An 18,883-nucleotide genomic window follows, 5' to 3' on the forward strand; every position below is an offset into this window, starting at 1 on the left:
CCGAAAGGACACGTTTTTATGCTTTTTGAGGTTGGCGAAACCGTCGTCTATCCGCACCACGGAGCCGCGACGATCATCGAGGTCAAGGACCGCGTGATCAAGGGGGAGACCAAGAAGTACCTGAAGCTCAACGTCACGCAGGGTGATCTCATCATCGAGGTTCCTGCCGAGAATGTCGACCTGGTCGGCGTTCGCGACGTGATCGGCAAGGAAGGTCTCGAGAACGTCTTCGAGGTGCTGCGCGCGCCGTTCACCGAAGAGCCCACGAACTGGTCGCGCCGCTACAAGGCGAACCTGGAGAAGCTCGCATCGGGTGACGTGATCAAGGTGAGCGAGGTCGTGCGCGACCTGTGGCGCCGTGATCAGGACCGCGGTCTGTCCGCGGGCGAGAAGCGCATGCTCGCCAAGGCCCGCCAGATCCTCGTGTCGGAGCTCGCTCTGGCCGAGAAGATCGACGAGGACAAGGCCGGCGCACTCCTCGACGAGGTGCTCGCCTCCTGACGAGCGACGACCGGAGTCCGAAGAGGGTGGATGCCACGGCATCCACCCTCTTCGCGTCCCGTCACCCGAGTGCCACCGCGGTAGCGTGAGAGCGTGACTGCGCTCTCCGCCCCCGCCATCGCGATCATCATCGTCGCCGCCGGGTCGGGAACCCGCCTCGGCGCCTCCGAGCCCAAGGCGTTCGTCGAGCTCGCCGGGCGCACGCTGCTGCGCCACGCCCTCGAAGGCGTGCGGGCGGCCGGGCCCATGCAGGTCATCGTCGTTGCACCGCCGGGATTCGAGCGGCTCGCCGAGACCGAGCTGCGCGCGACCGCGTCGTCGGACGACGAGTCGGTCACCGTCGTCGTGGGCGGCGCCACCCGCCAGGAGTCGGTCGCCGCAGGGCTGCGTGCGCTCGAAGCCGACGTGCGGGTCGTGCTGGTGCACGACGCCGCGCGCGCCCTCACCCCGTCCGCGCAGATCACGGCGGTCGCGGCCGCCGTGACCGATGCCGGGGTGATCCCCGCGCTGCCCGTCGTCGACACGCTCAAGCGCGTGGACGGCGACGACATCACCGGACCCGTCGACCGCTCCCAGCTCGCGGCCGCGCAGACACCGCAGGGCTTTCCCCGCGCGGCGCTTCAGGAGGCGTACGCCCGCGCCCTGGCGTCCGGCGAGGAGCACACCGACGACGCGGCGGTCTTCGCGGCGGCCGGCGGCGCCGTCCGGCGCATCCCCGGATCGGAGCTCGCCTTCAAGATCACCACGCCCGCCGACCTCGAGCGGGCGCGACTGCTGCTCGGCGCCGGCGGTCCGGCATCCGTGCTGCCGCGCATCGGCGTCGGCACGGATGTGCACGCCTTCGGCGGCGAGGGCGCCCTGTGGCTGGCGGGTCTGGAATGGCCGGGGGAGACCCCGCTGTCCGGGCACTCCGACGGTGACGCCGTCGCGCACGCGATCGTCGACGCACTGCTCGGCGCCGCAGGACTGGGCGACATCGGCCAGCACTTCGGCACCGCGCATCCCCAGTACGCCGGCGCGCACGCCGAGGTCTTCCTCGCCCGCACCGCCGAGCTTCTCGCCGAGGCGGGGTTCGCGATCGGCAACGTGTCGGTGCAGTTCCAGGGCAACCGCCCGCGCTTCAGCGCGCGTCGCGCCGAAGCCGAGCGGGTGCTCTCGGATGCGCTCGGCGGAGCACCGGTGACGGTCTCCGCGACCACCACCGACGGTCTCGGCTTCCCCGGTCGCGGCGAGGGCATCGCGGTGACCGCGGTGGCGCTGATCCATCAGCTCTGACCGGCCGGGCGACGCCCAGGCGGCGACTGCGCCGCCCCGGTAGTCTTGTGCAGTGACGATCCGCCTGTACGACACTCGCGAGCAGCGGCTGCGCGACTTCGCTCCGCTCGACCCCTCGAACGTGACGATGTACGTCTGCGGACCCACCGTGCAGTCCGGCCCGCACATCGGGCACGTCCGCGCGGCGCTCAGCTTCGATCTGCTGCGCCGCTGGCTCGAGCACCGCTACGGCCGTGTCACGTTCGTGCGCAACGTCACCGACATCGACGACAAGGTGCTGGCGGGCGCGACCGAGGCCGAGCCGTGGTGGGCGCTCGCCTACCGCATGGAGCAGGAGTTCTCGCAGGCGTATGCCGCGGTCGGCATCCTCCCGCCGACCTACGAGCCGCGGGCGACGGGGTCGGTGCCGCAGATGCAGGAGCTGATCGCCACCCTGATCGAGGGCGGACACGCCTACGCGGCTCCGGACGGCTCGGGCGACGTGTACTTCGACGTGCGCTCCTGGCCGCAGTACGGCTCGCTCACCCACCAGTCGGTGGACGCGATGGAGGCGGCGGCCGACGCCGACCCGCGCGGCAAGCGCAACCCGCAGGACTTCGCGCTGTGGAAGGGGGCGAAGAGCTCCGAGCAGGCGGATGCCGTCTGGGCGTCGCCCTGGGGCCGCGGCCGACCGGGCTGGCACATCGAGTGCTCTGCGATGTCGAAGCGCTACCTCGGCGCGGAGTTCGACATCCACGGCGGCGGACTCGACCTGCGCTTCCCGCACCACGAGAACGAGCTCGCCCAGTCGACGGCGGCCGGTGACGCGTTCGCACGCTACTGGGTGCACAACGGGCTCGTCACCGTGGGCGGCCAGAAGATGTCGAAGTCGCTCGGCAATTTCACGCTCGCCGCGGACTTCCTCGATGGCGTCGACCCGATGGTGGCGCGCTACGCGCTCGCGGCGGCGCACTACCGCTCGAGCCTCGACATCACGACGTCGACTCTCGCCGAGGCCGAGAGCGCGCTCGGACGCATCGAGGCCTTCCGCGCCCGGGCGGCGCGGGCGCTCGGCGGCGGCGAGGCGCCCGAGGCGCCCGATGCGCCGGCTCGTCTTCCCGAGGCGTTCGCCGAGGCGATGGATGACGACCTCGGGGTGCCGCAGGCGCTGGCCGTGCTGCACGAGACCGTGCGAGTCGGCAATGCGAAGGTCGACCACGGCGATCTAGCCGGTGCGGCCGAGGCACTCGGTGCGGTGATCGCGATGACCGAGGTGCTCGGCATCTCGGCCTCCGGTGCGTCGCCGGCGCGGGGAGCCGAGGCATCCGCGCTCGACGCACTCGTGCAGACGATGATCGCGCAGCGCGCGCAGGCGCGCGCTGACAAGGACTGGGCCGCAGCCGATCGCATCCGCGATGCGATCGCTGCGGCAGGAATCACTCTGGAGGACACTCCGGACGGAACGCATTGGAGTATCGATGGCTAAGCCTGGCCGCCCCGGAGCGGGCAACAGCAAGAAGAAGGGTGCCTCCAAGGGCACCGGCGGCCTCGGTCGCAAGGCGCTCGAGGGCCGCGGCCCCACGCCCAAGGCCGAAGACCGCAGCTGGCACGTCGCCGGCAAGCGCAAGGCCGCTCTGGAGCGCTTCGCCGCGGCCGGCGGCAAGGGAAAGCCGGGCGGGCAGAAGCCTCAGGGCCGCGACATGAACCGTCAGGCCCGCAGCAAGTCGACCGACGACACCGAGACCGTCACCGGACGCAACTCGGTGCTCGAGGCGCTGCGCACCAAGATCCCCGCGACGACGTTCTACATCGCGCAGCGCGTCGAGATGGACGACCGCGTCAAGGAGATGCTGGCGATCGCGCGCAACCGCGAGATCCCCGTGCTCGAGGTCACCCGCCAGGAGCTCGACCGCATGGCAGGGTTCGACGGCGTGCACCAGGGCGTCGCCCTGAAGGTGCCGCCGTACGAGTACGCGCACCCGCAGGACCTGCTCGAGCAGGTCATCGACCGCGGTCAGACGCCGCTGTTCGTCGCCCTCGACGGCATCACCGACCCCCGCAACCTCGGTGCGATCATCCGCTCGACGGCTGCTTTCGGCGGTCACGGCATCATCCTGCCGCAGCGTCGCTCGGCGAGCGTGAACTCCGCCGCCTGGAAGACCAGCGCCGGAGCCGCGGCCCGGCTGCCCGTGGCGCTCGCCGCGAACCTGACCACGCTGCTCAAGGAGTTCAAGAAGCAGGGCGTCTTCGTGCTCGGGCTCGACGGCGGGGGAGACGTCGCGCTTCCGGCGCTCGAGCTCGCCGACCGTCCCGTCGTCATCGTCGTCGGATCCGAGGGCAAGGGCCTGTCGCGCCTCGTCACCGAGACGTGCGACCAGATCGTGTCGATCCCGATCTCGTCTGCCACCGAGTCGCTGAACGCGGGCATCGCGGCGTCGGTCGCGCTCTATCAGGTCGCGACCGTTCGGGGGTCTGCGGAATAACAGGCGGCCCTGCGCGACTTGTACCGGACGTACCGTCAGGCAACCGGAAGGAAGCGCATGTCTCGCATCGTCGTCATCGGAGGAACCGGCTACGCCGGATCGCACATCGCCCGTGAGGCGGTGAGTCGCGGTCATGAGGTGACCGTGATCTCGCGCTCGGCTCCGGATGCCCCTCTCGACGGCGCGCAGTACGTGCAGGGCTCCGTGCTCGACCTCGACGGGCTCGGCGACGTGTTCGACGGCGCGGACGCCGTGGTCTCTGCGCTCTCGCCGCGCGGTGACATGGAGAACGCGGTCATCCCGGCGCTGCGCGCCCTCGCCGACAAGCTGACCGGCACCCCCACGCGCCTCGGCGTCGTGGGCGGCGCCGGCGGCAGCCTCGTCGCCCCCGGCGGCCCGCGCCTGTTCGATCAGGGCTTCCCCGAGGAGTACAAGCACGAGGCGCAGGTCGGCATCGATTCGCTCGAGCTGCTGCAGGGCACCGACGAGGGCCTCGACTGGTTCTTCATCCACCCGGCCGAGGTCTTCGGCCCGTGGGCTGCGGGCGAGCGCACCGGTCAGTACCGCGACGGCGGCGACGTGCTCGTGCGGGATGCCGACGGCAACTCCACCATCTCCGGCGCCGACTTCGCGATCGCCGTCGTCGATGAGATCGAGCAGCCGAAGCACCGCCGTGGCCGCTTCACCGTCGGCTACTGATCCCCGCGCCCGACGGCTGGCGCGACACTAGACCAGGTCGCGCCAGTCGATCGCGGCCGTGTCGGACGACACCTCGACCGAGCCGGTGACGACCGGCAGACCCATGGTCTCGGTCGGCGGGCCCATGATGGTGGCCTCGTCGCGGCGGTGCCGCAGCACGTCGTTGATGTAGCTCGTGAGCACCTCGGCGAGCGGCACGGCGCGCGACTGCGCCTGCGACAGGTACCAGCGGTGCTCGAGCACCTGGTGGTACACCTCCGCGGGCTCGAGCTTCGCACGCAGGTCGTAGGGGATCGCACGCACCACCGGCTCGAACACGCGGGTGAGCCACTCGTGCGCGTACATCTCCTCGTCGGCCAGCACCTTCGTCGATCGCACGCGGAACTCGTCGAGATCGTTGAGCAGACGGCGTGCCTGGTTCTCTTCGACGTCGAGGCCGGTGAGCCGGATCAGGCGGCGCTGATGGTGCCCCGCGTCGACGACCTTCGGCTGGATGCGCACCGCCGTGCCGTCGGCGGTGGTCACCATCGACATCTCGTCGATGTCGAAGCCGAGCGCGTTGAGCCGCTCGACGCGCTCGGTGATCCGCCAGGTCTCACCGGTCGAGAACGACTCCTCGTCGGTGAGTTCCGCCCACAGCGACCGGTACGACGAGACGATGCCGTCGGCGATCTCGAGCGCGTCCACGCCGCGTTCGAGCCGCCCGCCGGCGGCGAGGTCCATGATCTCTCCTGCGATGTTCGTGCGCGCGAGGTCGAGGTCGTAGGCCCGCTGCCCGTCGGTCAGGCCCTCCTCGTGCAGCTCACCGGTCTCGGCATCCACCAGGTACGCGGCGAACGCCCCCGCGTCGCGACGGAACAGCGTGTTCGACAGCGACACGTCTCCCCAGTAGAAGCCCACGTTGTGCAGCCGGACGAGCAGCAGCGCCAGCGCGTCGACCAGGCGGGTGGCGGTGTCGGGGCGCAGCACCTGGGTGAACAGCGCGCGGTAGGGCATCGAGAAGCGCAGGTGCGAGGTGACGAGCGCCGCGGGAAGCGCCTTGCCCTCGGCATCCGTCCGCCCGGCGATCACCGCGACCCTGCTGACGCACGGTACGTCCAGGCGGCCGAGGTTGCCGAGCATCTCGTACTCGCGCTGGGCCATCTCGGCGGTGGTCTCCTTGACGGCGACGACCCTGCCCGACAGGTCGGCGAAGCGCACGAGGTGGCGGGAGAGGCCCTTCGGCAGCGACACGATGTGCTCCGACGGCCACCTGCCCAGCGGAGTCGACCAGGGGAGGCTCAGCAGACCCGGGTCGATGGAGCTTGCGGTGATGCGCAGCGAGTCCTGCATGATTCCTCCGGAAACACCGCGGCGCGGGAGACCGAGAAGGTCCGCCCGCGCCGCGTGTGCTGATTCGTCAGGCCGAGACGACCGGCTTGTCGTTGAGACGCTCGCCCGACTCGAGGTCGAAGGCGTGCACGTGACCGGGGTTCGCTGCCAGAGTGACCGTCTCGCCCGCGTTGGGGTGGCTGCGGCCGTCGACGCGCGCGACGATGTCGGTGCGCTTGCCGTTGATGTCGGCGTGGCCGTAGAGGTAGCCGTCGGCGCCGAGCTCCTCGACGAGGTCGACGACGACCGAGAGGCCCTTGCCGTCGGCGGGACCGACGGTGATGTCCTCGGGGCGCACGCCCACGGTGACCTGGCTGCCGGTGGCGCGACCGACGGTGTCACGGTCGAGCGGCACGACCTCGCTGCCGAAGCGGACGCCGCCTTCGGCGAGGTCGGTGGTGAACAGGTTCATCGCAGGCGAGCCGATGAAGCCGGCGACGAACACGTTGTTCGGCTTCTCGTACAGGTCGCGCGGGGTGCCGACCTGCTGCAGCAGACCGTCCTTCAGCACGGCGATGCGGTCGCCCATGGTGAGGGCCTCGGTCTGGTCGTGGGTGACGTACACCGTGGTGACGCCGAGGCGACGCTGCAGCGACGCGATCTGGGTGCGGGTCTGCACACGCAGCTTCGCGTCGAGGTTCGACAGCGGCTCGTCCATGAGGAACACCTGCGGCTGGCGGACGATGGCACGGCCCATCGCGACGCGCTGACGCTGACCACCCGAGAGAGCCTTCGGCTTGCGGTTCAGGTACTCCTCGAGGTCGAGCAGCTTGGCGGCCTCGAGCACGCGGCTGGCGCGCTCCTCTTTGCCGACGCCCGCGATCTTGAGCGCGAAGCCCATGTTCTCGGCGACGGTCATGTGCGGGTACAGCGCGTAGTTCTGGAACACCATCGCGATGTCGCGGTCCTTCGGCGGCACGTCGGTGACGTCGCGGTCGCCGATCAGGATGCGGCCGCCGTTGACCTCTTCGAGGCCGGCGAGCATGCGCAGCGAGGTGGACTTGCCGCAGCCGGAGGGGCCGACGAGAACGAGGAACTCGCCGTCGGCGATCTCGATGTTCAGCTTGTCGACGGCCGGACGGGTTCCGCCGGGGTACAGGCGGGTGGCATCGTCGAACGTAACGGTGGCCATGGTTTCTCCTTCACCGGCAGGTACGTGCCGGACGATCCTTCGTGATGGAAGCGGCGGACTCCGCCCGCCGTGACCCGCCATCGGGTCGCGTTCAGTATGGCATGACCTGGCGCGTCTGGGTATTTCCCAGACTGCCTCGTTAACATCGAACCCGGCGCCGCGCTCTCCGCGGCCGCGGGATCCCCGGTCCCACCCGATGCTTCAAGACCTACCCAGAGGAACGATGTCGAGCGACGAAACGCCGAACGTCCCCGCCGCTCGCAACTCGCGTGAAGCGGTGCGGGAGAAGGCACAGCAGGTGCACGCGCAGCAGACGCGAGCCCGCCTGATGCGACGCCTCATCATCGGACTCGTCGCGCTCGTCGCGGTCGGCTCGATCGGCGCCGCCGTGGCGTACGCGGTCAGCTCATCGATCTCAAAGCCGCAGCTCAGCCCGAGCGGGATGCCCGGTGACGGCGTCACGGTGAGCGACATCTCGACGACCCCGTCCGGCGCCGCGGCGGCTCCCGCACCGTCGGCGAGCGCGACCGAGGCGGGGCAGGAGGCGTCTCCCACGCCCACGCCGACGTCGACGGCCGGCGCGAAGCCCACCGAGATCCACATCTACGTCGACTACCTCTCGGCGGGGGCGGCGGAGTTCGAGCGCGCCAACGCGCGCCAGCTGGCCGGCTGGATCTCCGAGGGGGCCGTCACCGTGACGTACCACCCCGTCGCCCTGCTCACCGCGAGCTCGAACGGCACCAAGTACTCGCTGCGCGCGGCGGCCGCGGCCGCCTGCGTCGCCACCTACGCGCCCGACAGCTTCTACGACTACAACCACGAGCTGCTCACCGACCAGCCGAAGGCCGACAGCGACGGGCGCACCGATGTCGACCTGGCCGACCTCGCGGTCGCCGTCGGGGTGTCGGATGCCAAGAAGGTGCGCTCGTGCATCGAGAAGCAGGACTTCGTGTCGTGGGCGAAGGACGCCACCGACCGCGCCCTCGAGGGGCCGCTTCCCGGCACCGATGACATGAAGCTGAACAACGAGGCGCTGATCCTCGTCGGCGGCAAGTCGTACGTCGGTGCGCTGGGCGACCCGGCTGAGTTCTCGCAGTTCGTGCTCACGATCGCCAGCGACGAGTACTTCGGCTCGACCAAGCCCACGCCGACCCCGGTGCCCACGCCGAGCACAACCACCGTCCCCGCGTCCTGACCCGGTGCGGCCGCCGAGCACACCCTCGGTATGCTGGTGGACGGTCCGCCGACTTGGCGCAATTGGTAGCGCACCGTACTTGTAATACGGGGGTTACGGGTTCGAGTCCCGTAGTCGGCTCCGCATCGAGGCCCGTGTCCACGAGGACACGGGCCTCGACGTCTGCGATGCGGCGTAGGGTGACCACCATGTGCGGTCGATTCGCGATGGATGCCACGACGGACGAGCTGGTGCGCGACTTCGTCGCCGACGGCGGCAAGCCGGAGGAGTGGTGGCTGTCGTGGCACGGCTCCTACTCCATCGCTCCCACCGACGACGCGCCCATCGTCCGCGACCGCGGCGACGGCCGATTCCTGGAGCTGGTGCGCTGGGACTGGCAGAAGCCCGCCAACCGGCCCAAGGGTCCGCCGATCATCAACGCCCGCATCGAGAAGCTGGCCACCGGCTACTGGGCGCCGGCTTTCACCGCTGCGCGCTGCGTCGTGCCGATGCGCGGCTACTTCGAGTGGACCGGCGAGAAGGGCGACAAGACCCCGCACTTCCTTCACGGCGACGGTCTGCTCGCCGCCGCCGGACTGACCTGGTCGATGGAGGTGCGCGGCGAGCACGTGCGCTGCTTCGTCGTCGTCACCCGTGAGGCGCGAGACGCCGGCGGTGAGATCCATGACCGGATGCCGGCGTTCCTCACCCCCGAGGCCATGGACGCGTGGCTCGAGCCGGTGAAGCTCGACCGTGGGGGCCGGGAGGACATGCTGGCGACCCTCGACGGCTCGTCAGCGGCCGTGGCGTCCACGATCGAGCAGCACGTCGTCGACCGGAAGGTCAACAACTCCCGCACCGTCGACGCCGACGACCCGACGGTGATCCAGCCGGTCTGACGTCGGGGCGCCGGCGCGCCGGTAGCCTGGAGCGAGTGACCCGCACCCGCTCGCTCCCGACCTGGATCGCCCTGGGAGGTGCCGTGACCATCGGCGCCATGACGGCGGTGCAGGCCCGCATCAACGGCGTGCTCGGCGTGCGCATCGACGACGGCATCGTCGCCGGCCTCATCTCCTTCGCCGTCGGCCTGGTCATCCTCGTCGTCGTGATCCTCGCCGTGCCGTCCGGTCGGGCGGGAGTCGGACGGCTCCTCGCCGGCATCCGCTCGCGTACGATCCCCTTCTGGATGCTGCTCGGCGGCACCTGCGGTGCGCTCACCGTCACCACGCAGGGACTCGTCGCCGGAGTGCTCGGCGTCTCGCTGTTCACCGTGGGGGTCGTCGCCGGCCAGACACTGCACGGACTGCTGCTCGATCGCATCGGCGTGGGGCCCTCGGGAGTCGTGGCCGTCACCGCCGGGCGGGTCATCGGCGGCGCGCTGGCGCTCGTCGCGGTCGGCATCTCTCTGAGCGGCGACGTGCTCGCGACGGCGCCCCTGTGGCTGCTGCTGCTGCCCTTCGCCGCCGGTGCGGGGATCGCCTGGCAGGCGGCGGCGAACGGACGCCTCGCGCGCCGGGTCGCGTCTCCGCTGACCGCGACGCTGATGAGCTTCATCGCTGGCACCGTGGTGCTGCTGGCGGGGGCGGCGGTCAGCGTCGCCGGCCGGGGGATGCCCGAGACGCTGCCGGCCGAGCCGTGGCTGTACCTCGGCGGTCTGCTGGGCTTCGCCTACATCCTGCTCGGCGCGTGGCTGGTGCCGTACACCGGTGTGCTGCTGCTCGGCCTCGGCAGCGTGCTGGGCCAGCTGGTCACCTCCGTGGCGATCGACCTGCTTTGGCCGGTCGATCGAGGCCCCGCCCTGTGGCAGCTGATGGCGATGATCGTCGTGGCGGCGGCATCCGTCGTCGTCGCGCTGCCAAGACGGCGCTGACTCATCCGAGGCGCTTCTGCGCCTTCTTCGCGCGCTTGCGCTCCTTCTTCACACGCTTCTTCTCGCGCTTGCGCTTCTTCTTCTCGCGTCTGCGCTCCTTCTCGGCGCGCTTCGTGTCCCGCTCGGCCTCCGAATCGCCGCACGACTCGGGGTCTGCGGGCGGCATGCGCGTGAGCAGCGCCTCGGCATCCACGGGCTTTCGGCGACCGGCGTCCCTGCCCTCGGGCTTCCCGCCGACGTAGAGCCAGCCGAGCAGCTCCTCGTTCTTCTTCAGGCCGTGCGCCTCGGCGACCGCCTTCGTGCGCGTGAGGCCGCCGGTGCGCCAGATCACGCCCCACCCCGCCTCGTCGAGCAGCAGGCTGAGCGTGTGCGCGACGCCGGAGGCGACGGCCTCCTGCTCCCACCGCGGCACCTTGTCGCTGGTGCGGTACGTGGCCACGATCGCGATCAGCAGCGAGGCGCGCAGCGGCTTGGTCGACGGCTCGTCGTCTCCGCCGGCCCGCGCGAGGGCCGCGCCGAGGGCCAGTCGGTCGTCGCCGCGCAGCTCGATCAGCCGCCACGGGCGCAGCGATGAGTGGTCGGCGACGCGTCCGGCTGCAGCGACGAGGGGCAGAAGCTCCTCGCGGGTGGGCGCGTCATCGGTGACGCGAGACCACGACGTGCGGCGCCGGACGGCGTCGAGCGCGCTCACGACTGTTCGGGCGTGAACGACAGTGCGACCGAGTTCATGCAGTAGCGGTCGCCGGTGGGCGTGCCGAAGCCGTCCGGGAACACGTGACCGAGGTGCGAGCCGCAGGCGGCGCAGCGCACCTCCGTGCGCACCATGCCGAGCGAGCGGTCCTCGATGAGCTCGACCGCCTCGGGGCGCACCGACTCGTAGAAGCTCGGCCAGCCGCATCCCGAATCGAACTTGGTGCCGCTGCGGAACAGCTCGGCGTTGCACGCCCCGCAGGTGTACACGCCGGCGCGCTCCTCGTCGAGCAGCTCACCGGTCCAGGGGCGCTCGGTCGCCGCGGTGCGCAGCACCGCATACTGATCCGCGCCGAGCTCAGCCCGCCATTCCGCATCCGTCTTGTTCACGCTGTAACCCATGCATCCATTCTCCCCCTTCCGAAGCCGGTGCGGGTCGGCCGCGGCGCGACCTCGTCCCGCCTCGCCGACGGGGCGCTGAGATGATGGGGGCATGACGGATGCTGTCGCCGAGCGCTACGACCGCTTCGCGCGCGAGGAGGCGCCGGGCCGCAGTGACGTGTATGCCGAGTGGGCGGCGGGGGTGGCAGACGACGCGGAGGTGCAGGCGGTGCTCGAGCGGCTGTCGCCGCAGCACAGGCAGCCGCCGCTGGTGTTCGCCGTGTCACGCCTGCTCGGCGCGACCGTCGGCGACTACCGGCAGTGGCGGAGGTTCGTGCTCGCGAATGCAGACGAGCTGGTCGCGCAGTGCGCTCGGCGCGGCGTGCAGATCAACGAGCCGCTTCGCCTGGCGGCGCTTCTGCCCGCGCTCAGCCTGATCGAGGGGCCGGTCGCCCTGCTCGAACTGGGGGCGGCGGCCGGACTGTGCCTGTACCCCGACCGGTTCTCCTTCCTCGTGAACGGAGCCGACGGCCTCCCGAGACGCCGGCTCGACCCCACTGATGGTCGGTCATCGGTGCTGCTCACGAGCACGGTGGCAGGGGATCTGCCGCCGTTGCGCGTGCCCGAGATCGTCTGGCGCGCCGGCATCGACCTCGACCCGATCGATGTGCGGGACGCGGCCGACCGCGCCTGGCTCGAATCGCTCATCTGGCCGGGTGAGCACGAGCGCGGCGAGCGGATCGCCGCGGCGATGACGATCGTCGCCGCCGATCCGCCCCTGCTCCGCGCCGGGGATGCGATCGAGCAGCTCGAGGCGGTGGCCGCGGCCGCGCCTGCGGGCGCCACGCTCGTCGTCTCCACCCCGGGCATGCTGGTGTACCTCCCGCGGCACAGGCGGATCGAGCTCATCGATCGCGTCCGCGCGCTCGATGCGCGGTGGATCACGATCGACGCGCCCACCCTGCACGATGCCTGGCGTCCCGCGATCGATCCCGCCGGGTTCCGGGGCTTCGCGGTCGCCCTCGACGGACGGGTGGTGGCCGATGCCGACCCGCTGGGCCGGTGGTGGGAGTGGCGTGCGGGCATCGGGTCGGATGCCGCGTAGCCTGAGCACATGCTCGGTGACCTCTCCGATCGCGACCGTGCGATCCTCACGCTGGAGGCGGCCTGGCCGCGTCATGGCGGTATGAAGGAGGAGACGATCCGGGCGAAGCTGGGCATGAGCCCGGCGCGGTACTACCAGCTGCTCGGGCGGCTGATCGAGACCGAGGCGGCCCTGGAGTTCGATCCGCTGCTGGTGCGCAGACTGCGGCGGCTCCGTGACGCACGCGCGTCGCAGCGCACCGCCCGCATGCGCGGTTTCGTCGGCTGAGCTCCCGGCGCACCCGGCATCCGCCCACCGGCGCCTCCGTGCGGACTCACGGGAGCCGGCCGCTAGCATCGAGGGGTGCAGAAGTACCCCCGCGATCGATTCGACGACGTTCCGCGCGCCACCGGGCGGGTCGGTGCGCACCGCGCCGAGCAGCCGGGCATGAACGGCCTCGTCGTGCTGCTGTGGTCGGCCGCGGTCGCTCTCGTGCTGATCGTGTGCGGCATCTTCGTGTCGCTGGTGATGATGGATCGCATCTCGCTGTTCGCCGGTGACGATCCCACTCCGGTGCAGACCGGCGCGGGTGTCGTGGCGGAGCTGGACACCTCCTACCGGGTGCTGATCCTCAACGCCACGCCGGAGGAGGGCCTCGTCGCCGAGGTGCGCGAGAAGCTGCTCGCCGAGGGATGGGCGACCGGCGATGTGTTCGGAAGCGACGGCTCGTCGCAGGAGTTCTCGAAGACGACCGTGTTCTACGTGGCGGACGCCGACGAGGGGGCGGCGCTGGGTCTTGCGGATCTGCTCGGCGGCGCCGAGGTCGAGCAGAGTGACTTCTACGCCGCGCTCAACGACACGGACGAGCCGCAGCTGACGGTGGTGATCGGTCTCGACCGAGTCGCCGGGAACGCTCCGGCCACCGAGACGCCCGCGCCCTGATCGCCGGCGGTCACTCGCGGCTTGCACTCTCATGGGTCGAGTGCCAGACTGGGATTTAGCACTCGAACTGTCGGAGTGCTAATACCCCATCGCCTACGTCCGGGAGGGACGAAAGACTCATGGCAAAGATCATCGCTTTCGATGAGGAGGCCCGTCGCGGCCTCGAGCGCGGCCTGAACATCCTGGCCGACGCCGTCAAGGTGACCCTCGGCCCGCGCGGTCGCAACGTCGTGCTCGAGAAGAAGTGGGGCGCCCCCACGATCACGAACGACGGTGTGTCGATCGCCAAGGAGATCGAGCTCGACGACCCGTACGAGAAGATCGGCGCGGAGCTCGTCAAGGAGGTCGCCAAGAAGACCGATGACGTCGCCGGTGACGGAACCACCACCGCGACCGTCCTCGCCCAGGCACTGGTCCGCGAGGGTCTGCGCAACGTCGCGGCCGGCGCCGACCCCATCTCGCTCAAGCGCGGCATCGAGAAGGCGGTCGCGGCCATCACCGAGGACCTGCTGAACAGCGCCAAGGAGATCGAGTCGAAGGAGCAGATCGCCGCCACCGCGTCGATCTCCGCCGCCGACCCCGCCATCGGCGAGCTCATCGCCGAGGCCATCGACAAGGTCGGCAAGGAGGGTGTCGTCACCGTCGAGGAGTCGCAGACCTTTGGCACCGAGCTCGAGCTCACCGAGGGCATGCGCTTCGACAAGGGCTACCTGAACCCGTACTTCGTCACGGACCCGGAGCGCCAGGAGGCGGTCTTCGAGGACCCGTACATCCTCATCGCCAACCAGAAGATCGGCAACATCAAGGACCTGCTGCCGGTCGTCGACAAGGTGATCCAGGACGGCAAGGAGCTCGTCATCATCGCCGAGGACGTCGAGGGCGAGGCTCTCGCGACGCTCGTGCTCAACAAGATCCGCGGCATCTTCAAGTCGGTCGCCGTCAAGGCTCCCGGCTTCGGCGACCGTCGCAAGGCTCAGCTGCAGGACATCGCGATCCTGACCGGCGGCCAGGTCATCACCGAAGAGGTCGGCCTCAAGCTCGAGAACACCACGCTCGACCTGCTCGGCCGTGCGCGCAAGGTCATCGTCACCAAGGACGAGACCACGATCGTCGAGGGCGCGGGCGAGCAGTCCGCCATCGAGGGTCGCGTCACGCAGATCCGTCGCGAGATCGAGAACACCGACAGCGACTACGACCGTGAGAAGCTGCAGGAGCGCCTCGCGAAGCTGGCCGGTGGCGTCGCCGTCATCAAGGCGGGGGCTGCGACCGAGGTCGAGCTCAAGGAGCGCAAGCACCGCATCGAGGACGCCGTCCGCAACGCGAAGGCCGCGGTCGAGGAGGGCATCGTCCCCGGTGGTGGCGTCGCACTGCTGCAGTCGGCCAAGGTGCTCGACACGCTCTCGCTCGAGGGCGACGAGGCGACCGGCGCGAACATCGTGCGCGTCGCCATCGAGGCCCCGCTGAAGCAGATCGCCATCAACGCCGGCCTCGAGCCCGGCGTCGTCTCGCACAAGGTCGCCGAGCTCCCCGCCGGCCAGGGCCTGAACGCGGCCACCGGCGAGTACGGCGACATGTTCGCACAGGGCATCATCGACCCGGCCAAGGTCACCCGATCGGCGCTGCAGAACGCCGCGTCGATCGCCGGTCTGTTCCTGACCACCGAGGCGGTCGTCGCCGACAAGCCCGAGAAGGCTCCGGCCATGCCGGCTGACCCGTCGGGCGGTATGGACTTCTGATCCCGAGGATCTGAAGCACCGCTTCGAACGCCCCCTGCCCTGCGGCAGGGGGCGTTCTGCGTGCGCCCGCACCACCCGGGTCAGCGGAACAGGCTGGCCGAGTACTGGTCGGCGTCCGCGTACTGCGCGGCAGCAGAGCCGAGCGCCGCGCTGATCGAGCCGAGCACCTGCTCGACGTGCATCTGCGCACTGCGCCACTGCTCGCTGCACTGCTGGAAGGCGGCCGCCGCGGCACCGGTCCACGACGACTGCAGCTGGTTCAGCTGCGCCATGAGCGCGGCCGACTCGCCCTGCAGACGCTCCATGGTGGCGTAGGCGGCGCCGTTGGCGGCCTGGACCGCGTCGGTGTCGACGGTGAAGACGGACATGGGATCTCCTCTCGATGGGCTTCCGACCCTAGAAGCCGCGGTATCGCGAGGGGATGCCGGTTCACGGCATCCGTGCACAAGACGCCTGACGCGGCGGATGTGCAGGACAGATCCGGGTCAGAGCTCGAGACGATCGATCGGCTGCGTCTCCTCGAGCAGATGCGCCGGCGTCGCCTGCGCCGGAGCCAGCGGCAGCGAGACGATGAACGTCGCGCCGCCGCCCGGTGTCTCGTCGACGCGCACCGAGCCGTGCAGCGCCTCGACGATGGATGCCACGATGGCCAGTCCCAGCCCGGACCCGCCGGTCTCCCTGGCCCGCGAGGTGTCGGCACGCCAGAAGCGCTCGAAGATCTGCTCCCGGATCTGCGGGGGGATCCCCTCGCCGTGGTCGACGATCGAGATCGTGCCCACGCCTGCGCGGCGATCCGCGCCCACCACCAGCTCGATGGGGCTGTCGTTCGGCGAGAAGCGGCGGGCGTTGCCCAGCAGGTTCGTGATCACCTGCCGAACCTTGTTGTCCTCGCCCAGAACGATCGGGGGAGTGCGCACTGGTGCATCCGTCGCCTCGGTGAAATCGATCGCGGGAACCGGGGCGGCGCTGCGCGGGCGTCGTCGCAGCCGGGCCAGCGCATTCGCCGGGCGCGACGGGGCCTGGCGGGTCGCGGGCGGCGCGGGTTTCGTGCTCGGCAGGCCGTGCAGGCGCGGCTCGTCCGGGTCGTCGGCCGTGGTGTCGATCACCGTGATGGTGCGCCCCGGCGCGGCGACCCGCAGGTCGAGGGCGGCGTCCCGGGCGATCGGGCGCAGATCCAGCGGTTGGATCTGCAGTTCGCGGGAGCGCTCCTCGTCGAGGCGCGCGAGCGCGAGCAGGTCCTCGACGAGCACGCCCATTCGAATCGCCTCCTTCTCGATGCGCTCCATGGCCCGAGCCGTGTCCTCCTCGCCGGTGATCGCCCCCATCCGGTACAGCTCCGCGTAGCCGCGCACGCTGACCAGCGGAGTGCGCAGCTCGTGGCTGGCGTCGCCGATGAAGCGCCGCATGTTCTGCACCGTGCGGTCGCGCTGGGCGAGCGATCGGTCCACCCGGTCGAGCATGGTGTTGATGGCCGAGTTCAGCCGCCCCACCTCGGTGGTCGGCTCGAGGTCGGTCAGGCGCTGGCTGAAGTCCCCTGCCGCGATCGCCATGGCGGTGGACTCGACCTGGCCCAGCCGGCGGAACGTGAGCGTCACCAGCCCGCGCGTGAGCAGCGCGGCCAGCAGGATCGTGACCAGGGCCACTGTCGTGTACACCGCGACGTAGGTCGCGACGATCCGGTCGGCCTCGTCGAGCGGCAGCGCGACGATCTGCACGTAGGTGAGACCCTGCGGGTCCTGTGCCGACTGGGGCGAGGCGACCGAGCTGTACGTTTCGCCGTCCTCGCCGTCGAGGGTGACCACCCGGTCGCCCTGGCTGATGGCGTCCTGCAGGGTGAAGGTCTCGGGGAAGTCGGGGCGAGGGGCGGATGCCTGTCCGCCCGCCTCGGCGATGAACTCGCCGTCGGCGGTGTAGAAGGCCACCATGAAGTCGCTGGCGCGCGGCGGTATCTCCGCGGGCCCGAACACGAGCCGCCCGCCGTCGGCGGAGACGTCGAAGAAGCGCTCGGCCTGCCCGGTGGTCGCCAGCGCCGGCAGCTGGGCGTCGATGTTGTTGATCATCGCCCCGCGCAGGATGGGAACCGTGCCGATCCCGGCGAGCATCAGCCCGAGGGCGAGCACCGCGACCGTGACGCCGGTGACCTTGGCGCGCAGGCTGATGCGCCGCCACCACCGGGTGACGGAGTCGGCCTCGCGCGTCACGATCCGCCTCTCGACAGGTCCGCTAGGCGGACTTGCCGACCTTCAGCATGTAGCCGAAGCCGCGCTTGGTCTGGATCACCGATTCCTCGGTGTGCGGGTCGATCTTGCGGCGCAGGTACGAGATGTAGCTCTCGACGATGCCCGCGTCCCCGTTGAAGTCGTACTCCCAGACGTGGTCGAGGATCTGCGCCTTCGACAGCACACGGTTCGGGTTCAGCATGAGGTACTTCAGCAGCTTGAACTCGGTTGGGCTCAGCTCGATGGGGATCTTGCCGACGAACACGTCGTGCGTGTCCTGATCCATCGACAGCTCGCCGGCGCGGATCAGCGACTCCTCATCGGCCTGCATGGTTCGGCGGAGGATCGCCTGGGCGCGCGCGACGATCTCGTCGAGGGCGAACGGCTTGGTCACGTAGTCGTCGCCGCCGGCGTTGAGGCCCTCGATCTTGTCCTGCGTGTCGTCCTTCGCGGTGAGGAAGAGGATGGGGGCGGTGAAGCCGGCGCCGCGCAGGCGCTTGGTCACACTGAACCCGTTCATGTCGGGCAGCATCACATCGAGGATGATGAGGTCGGGTTCCTCTTCGAGGACGGCCGAGATGGTGGCGGCGCCGTTGGCCACCGTCCTCACCGTGAACCCGGCGAAGGTGAGACCCCGGGAGAGCAGGTCGCGGATGTTCGGCTCGTCGTCGACGACCAGGATTCGCGCATCAGTCATGTCCCCATTATGGTGACTGCGGCCCTGCGCCGCCTGATTGGCTTCGGCGTGCGGGCCTCAGGGGGCCAGTGCCGCGTCGACCGCGCGCGCGACGACGTCGGTGATGGGCGCCTCGGGGTCGACCGTGATCCGGTGCAGCAGCAGCCCGTCGGCGGCGGCCATCAGGAAGGGCGCACGCGCGGCCGCCCGGTCGCCGCCGAGCTCGAGCAGGATGCCGCGGATCCACGTCTCCATGCCGCGGCGCTGCTCGCGCAGCGGCCTCGCGGCGTCGGCATCCGCTTCGAGGAACAGCGCGTACCTCGCCCTGGTGCGACCGGCGAGGCGCCCTGACTGCAGCTCGATCATCCGGCTGAGGGCGGCGACGAGCTCGTCGCGGGAATGGATGGCCGAGGGCCCGGCATCCTCCCGCTCGGCGGCGGCCATCCATTCGATGACGCCGGAGAGCAGGGCCGCCCTGGTGCGGAAATGGTTCGACGTCGAGCCCGGGGGCAGGGATGCCGCCGTGTCGACCCTTCCGTGCGTGAGTGCGCGGATGCCCTCGGCGCCGATGAGGTCGACGGCCGCATCCAGGGCGCGTCGACGTGTGCTGCTCACGTGCCGAGCCTAATCGTTACTAGTTCCATAGTGACAAAATACTATGAAAGTAGTAG

At 70.3% G+C, this 18,883-nt stretch carries 19 protein-coding genes, 1 tRNA gene and 1 pseudogene; 13 read left to right on the plus strand and 8 right to left on the minus strand.

Annotation, left to right across the window (positions count from 1 at the left end; genetic code table 11):
- Positions 1-18 precede the first annotated feature (18 nt).
- The 5 genes from V2S04_RS04415 to V2S04_RS04435 all read left to right on the plus strand — a co-directional run bounded on the left by V2S04_RS04415 (position 19) and on the right by V2S04_RS04435 (position 4,937).
- Positions 19-501 (plus strand): CarD family transcriptional regulator, encoded by a 483-nt coding sequence (locus tag V2S04_RS04415; protein WP_071640539.1) that lies wholly within the window; start codon positions 19-21, stop codon positions 499-501.
- Positions 502-594: 93 nt separating this feature from the next.
- On the plus strand, positions 595-1,776 hold the full coding sequence (gene ispD / locus V2S04_RS04420) for a 2-C-methyl-D-erythritol 4-phosphate cytidylyltransferase (protein WP_413637237.1): 1,182 nt from the start codon (positions 595-597) through the stop codon (positions 1,774-1,776).
- 52 nt (positions 1,777-1,828) lie between these two features.
- Positions 1,829-3,241 (plus strand): cysteine--tRNA ligase, encoded by a 1,413-nt coding sequence (gene cysS / locus V2S04_RS04425; protein ID WP_413637238.1) that lies wholly within the window; start codon positions 1,829-1,831, stop codon positions 3,239-3,241.
- A complete protein-coding gene (rlmB, locus tag V2S04_RS04430) occupies positions 3,234-4,238 on the plus strand; it encodes a 23S rRNA (guanosine(2251)-2'-O)-methyltransferase RlmB (protein ID WP_413637239.1) in 1,005 nt (334 codons plus the stop codon). The genes cysS and rlmB overlap by 8 nt, the downstream gene beginning before the upstream one ends.
- Positions 4,239-4,295: 57 nt before the next feature.
- Complete coding sequence (locus tag V2S04_RS04435; protein WP_413637240.1) at positions 4,296-4,937, plus strand: NAD(P)-dependent oxidoreductase; 642 nt, start codon at positions 4,296-4,298, stop codon at positions 4,935-4,937.
- A 27-nt stretch (positions 4,938-4,964) separates the two neighbouring features.
- Here the strand turns inward: V2S04_RS04435 and V2S04_RS04440 are convergent, their stop codons facing one another.
- Positions 4,965-6,269, minus strand: a complete 1,305-nt coding sequence (locus V2S04_RS04440) for a DUF4032 domain-containing protein (RefSeq protein WP_413637241.1) — start codon at positions 6,267-6,269, stop codon at positions 4,965-4,967.
- A 67-nt stretch (positions 6,270-6,336) separates the two neighbouring features.
- Complete coding sequence (locus tag V2S04_RS04445; RefSeq protein WP_099196333.1) at positions 6,337-7,440, minus strand: ABC transporter ATP-binding protein; 1,104 nt, start codon at positions 7,438-7,440, stop codon at positions 6,337-6,339.
- Positions 7,441-7,663: 223 nt separating this feature from the next.
- Between V2S04_RS04445 and V2S04_RS04450 the strand changes: the two genes are divergently transcribed.
- From V2S04_RS04450 to V2S04_RS04465, 4 genes are all read left to right on the plus strand, one after another.
- Positions 7,664-8,635, plus strand: a complete 972-nt coding sequence (locus V2S04_RS04450; protein ID WP_413637242.1) for a DsbA family protein — start codon at positions 7,664-7,666, stop codon at positions 8,633-8,635.
- A gap of 47 nt (positions 8,636-8,682) precedes the next feature.
- Positions 8,683-8,755: transfer RNA gene (locus V2S04_RS04455), tRNA-Thr, on the plus strand.
- 68 nt (positions 8,756-8,823) lie between these two features.
- Positions 8,824-9,513 (plus strand): SOS response-associated peptidase, encoded by a 690-nt coding sequence (locus V2S04_RS04460; RefSeq protein WP_413637243.1) that lies wholly within the window; start codon positions 8,824-8,826, stop codon positions 9,511-9,513.
- A 65-nt stretch (positions 9,514-9,578) separates the two neighbouring features.
- Positions 9,579-10,484 (plus strand): DMT family transporter, encoded by a 906-nt coding sequence (locus V2S04_RS04465; RefSeq protein WP_413637284.1) that lies wholly within the window; start codon positions 9,579-9,581, stop codon positions 10,482-10,484.
- A 157-nt stretch (positions 10,485-10,641) separates the two neighbouring features.
- Here the strand turns inward: V2S04_RS04465 and V2S04_RS04470 are convergent.
- Positions 10,642-11,175: pseudogene (locus V2S04_RS04470) on the minus strand (nitroreductase family protein); the annotation flags it as partial.
- Complete coding sequence (gene msrB / locus V2S04_RS04475) at positions 11,172-11,576, minus strand: peptide-methionine (R)-S-oxide reductase MsrB (RefSeq protein WP_099195720.1); 405 nt, start codon at positions 11,574-11,576, stop codon at positions 11,172-11,174. The gene msrB and the pseudogene V2S04_RS04470, both read right to left, overlap by 4 nt.
- 91 nt (positions 11,577-11,667) lie before the next feature.
- Here msrB and V2S04_RS04480 point away from each other — a divergent pair, with 91 nt between their 5' ends.
- The 4 genes from V2S04_RS04480 to groL all read left to right on the plus strand — a co-directional run bounded on the left by V2S04_RS04480 (position 11,668) and on the right by groL (position 15,317).
- The gene (locus V2S04_RS04480) at positions 11,668-12,660 is read left to right on the plus strand and encodes a DUF2332 family protein (RefSeq protein WP_413637244.1); all 993 of its coding nucleotides are present in this window, start codon (positions 11,668-11,670) and stop codon (positions 12,658-12,660) included.
- A gap of 9 nt (positions 12,661-12,669) precedes the next feature.
- Positions 12,670-12,927 carry a DUF3263 domain-containing protein gene (locus V2S04_RS04485; protein WP_099195722.1) on the plus strand — a complete coding sequence of 86 codons (258 nt, stop codon included), beginning with the start codon at positions 12,670-12,672 and terminating at the stop codon, positions 12,925-12,927.
- A 75-nt stretch (positions 12,928-13,002) separates the two neighbouring features.
- Positions 13,003-13,581: a LytR C-terminal domain-containing protein gene (locus tag V2S04_RS04490; RefSeq protein ID WP_413637245.1), complete on the plus strand. Its 579-nt coding sequence runs from the start codon at positions 13,003-13,005 to the stop codon at positions 13,579-13,581.
- A 119-nt stretch (positions 13,582-13,700) separates the two neighbouring features.
- Positions 13,701-15,317 carry a chaperonin GroEL gene (groL, locus tag V2S04_RS04495; protein ID WP_413637246.1) on the plus strand — a complete coding sequence of 539 codons (1,617 nt, stop codon included), beginning with the start codon at positions 13,701-13,703 and terminating at the stop codon, positions 15,315-15,317.
- 80 nt (positions 15,318-15,397) lie between these two features.
- On the opposite strand, the gene V2S04_RS04500 is transcribed toward groL, so the two are convergent.
- The 4 genes from V2S04_RS04500 to V2S04_RS04515 form a co-directional block, all read right to left on the minus strand.
- Positions 15,398-15,685 (minus strand): WXG100 family type VII secretion target, encoded by a 288-nt coding sequence (locus tag V2S04_RS04500; protein WP_413637247.1) that lies wholly within the window; start codon positions 15,683-15,685, stop codon positions 15,398-15,400.
- 117 nt (positions 15,686-15,802) lie between these two features.
- Positions 15,803-17,419: a sensor histidine kinase gene (locus V2S04_RS04505; protein ID WP_413637285.1), complete on the minus strand. Its 1,617-nt coding sequence runs from the start codon at positions 17,417-17,419 to the stop codon at positions 15,803-15,805.
- Between the two features lie 121 nt (positions 17,420-17,540).
- The gene (locus V2S04_RS04510) at positions 17,541-18,233 is read right to left on the minus strand and encodes a response regulator transcription factor (protein ID WP_099195725.1); all 693 of its coding nucleotides are present in this window, start codon (positions 18,231-18,233) and stop codon (positions 17,541-17,543) included.
- Between the two features lie 57 nt (positions 18,234-18,290).
- Positions 18,291-18,827, minus strand: coding sequence for a TetR/AcrR family transcriptional regulator (locus V2S04_RS04515; RefSeq protein WP_413637248.1), 537 nt, complete (start codon positions 18,825-18,827; stop codon positions 18,291-18,293).
- Positions 18,828-18,883 lie beyond the last annotated feature (56 nt).

The organism is Microbacterium sp. OR21 (assembly GCF_047306785.1).
GTDB lineage: Bacteria > Actinomycetota > Actinomycetes > Actinomycetales > Microbacteriaceae > Microbacterium > Microbacterium esteraromaticum_E.